The organism is Streptomyces sp. WELS2, assembly GCF_013870595.1.
Classification (GTDB): Bacteria; Actinomycetota; Actinomycetes; order Streptomycetales; family Streptomycetaceae; genus Streptomyces.
On the sequence record NZ_JACBWZ010000880.1, the window covers coordinates 1 to 2,424 of the forward strand.

The 2,424-nt window shown below is 60.2% G+C and carries 1 protein-coding gene; it reads left to right on the top strand.

The features are described 5' to 3' along the window. Positions 1 to 532 precede the first annotated feature (532 nt). Entirely contained in the window at positions 533 to 2,311 is a 1,779-nt protein-coding gene (locus H5J33_RS31185) for a reverse transcriptase/maturase family protein (RefSeq protein WP_181798117.1), read from the top strand. The last annotated feature ends 113 nt before the right edge of the window (positions 2,312 to 2,424 follow it).

A 2,424-nucleotide genomic window follows, 5' to 3' on the forward strand; every position in this document is an offset into this window, starting at 1 on the left:
TGTGCGCCACGAGGCGCCTTGTTGTATCCCCGGCTCAGCCGGGAGGAATTGGAGGGATATTCCTGGGCCTGATGGCTCACCTGGATCCGAAAGGTGAAGGGGACCAGAGCATGCCAGAGAATCAGTGACCGGGCTCAGTTGCCAGGGACGGTGCGCTGAGGGGCCCGCGTGATATGGCGAAAGCTGGATTGCCTGAACCCCAATCTCCAGTCGATGAAAGTTCGCATCCATCGGAAAGGCTACTGAAACCGATGCCATGTCCTGTGGCGGCTTTGATGCATGGCCGACATACCTTCCGCGACATGGGGCGATGTCCAATGAGGACATTGAAGGAGATGAGTGGGGCGCCTACGTCACGCTATGACGTACAACAAGGACGAACGTGGGATCGCCTACGGGGTGCGAACCCTAGGGCGACGGAGTGTCCGTAGTAGTCGCAGGAGTAACGACCTGCCAAGGAGGGCGGGAAAGCCGCTCGCAGGGCGAAGGGGCACAGGTGACTGGATGTGAACGAGACCGGGAGGTATGCGAAATGCAGAGTGCCGACACGGTGTTAGGCATCCTTCGTGAGCGCGGCAGACGTGTTCTGCCGTGCAGTGAGCTGTATCGGCAAATGTTCAATCAGCAGCTGTATCTGGTGGCTTACGGCCGCATCTACTCCAACAAGGGAGCGATGACGCCGGGAGTTACACGAGAAACTGTGGATGGCATGTCGCTGGGTAAGATCGGTCGCATCATCGATGCGATGCGTCACGAGCGCTATCGGTTCAGCCCGGTCAAGCGAGTCAACATTCCTAAGAAGAATGGGAAGACCCGGCCGCTTGGACTGCCAACCTGGTCGGACAAGCTCGTCGGTGAGGTGATGCGGCTCCTTCTGGAGGCGTACTTCGAGCCGCAGTTTTCCGACCGCTCCCACGGGTTCCGACCCAAACGGGGCTGCCACACCGCGTTGACTGAGGTGGGCAATACCTGGACGGGCACGACCTGGTTCATCGAAGGAGATATCTCGGACTGCTTCGGCTCGATCGACCATCAGGTCGTCATCGAGACGCTGGCAGAACGAATCCACGATGGCCGGTTTCTTCGACTCGTGCGCAACATGCTTGAGGCCGGGTACATGGAAGACTGGACCTGGGGAGCCACGCTCAGCGGGGCACCTCAAGGCGGAGTGCTCTCTCCGCTGCTGTCCAATATCTACCTGCACCGACTGGACAGCTTTGTCGAGAAGGTTCTGATTCCGCACTACACCCGAGGGCGAAGCAGGGCGCGAAACCCTGCCTACCTGGAGGTGGTCAACGCGATCGCACGCGCCCGCAGGCGCGGAGACCGGGCCGAGGTCCGGTCACTTCGCAAGCAGCAGCGCAGCATCCCCAGCGTGGATCCGAACGATCCGGGCTTCCGGAGACTGCGCTATGTGCGATACGCCGATGACACCCTTCTAGGGTTCATCGGGCCGAGATCCGAGGCCGAGGAGATCAAACGGCGTCTCGCGGTATTCCTTCGTGAAGACCTCAAGCTGGAATTATCGCCAGAGAAGACACTGATCACCCATGCCCGTAAGGGTGCGGCATCGTTCCTCGGATACGAGATCACCGTGCAACACAACGACAGGCAGGCAACCCGAGGCCGCAGGACGGCTAACGGTTCGATTGCTCTGCGTGTGCCAGCAAAGGTGATCCGAGACAAGGCAGTCCCATACCTCAGTCGCGGAAAACCCGCGCACCGGCCCCAACTCTTGAATGACGACGACTACACCATCGTCAACGTCTACGGGACCGAATACCGGGGCATCGTCCAGTACTACCTCCTGGCCAGCAACGTATGCCGATTGCATCGACTGCGTTGGGTCATGGAAACCTCGTTGCTCAAGACACTGGCAGCGAAGCATGGCTCGACGGTCTCCAAGATGGCGGCCCGTTACAAGGCCAAGATCGAGACACCGAATGGGCCACGCACATGCTTCGAAGCTAAGGTCCCCCGCAGCGCAGGCAGGAAGCCACTGGTCGCACGATTCGGCGGAATCTCACTGACGCGACAGAAGGCAGCGGTCCTCACGGACCGTCAAGCGGCCAACCCCCACCCCAGGAAAGAGCTTATTACCCGACTCTTGAAGGGGAAGTGCGAGCTATGCGGGACGTCGGAAGACGTGCGGGTGCATCACATCCGAAAACTCGCTGACCTCGACAGGGTAGAGCCGCTTACCGAATGGCATCAGGTCATGGTGAAGAAGCGGCGCAAGAGTCTGGTTGTCTGCACCGGCTGCCATGACACGATCCACTCAGGAAAGCCAACCGGTAGCGTCACGAAATAGGTCACTGGAGAGCCCGTTACGGGGAAACTCGTACGGCGGGTTCGGCGGGGGGCCGTGCGGAAAAGGGCCTGCACATGGCAGGTACCTCGTTGCGCGGCCTACCCAACCAACCG

Excerpts from the sequence above, each read along its gene's own strand:
- H5J33_RS31185 (WP_181798117.1), top strand. The coding sequence starts at position 533 with ATGCAGAGTGCCGACACGGTGTTAGGCATCCTTCGTGAGCGCGGCAGA.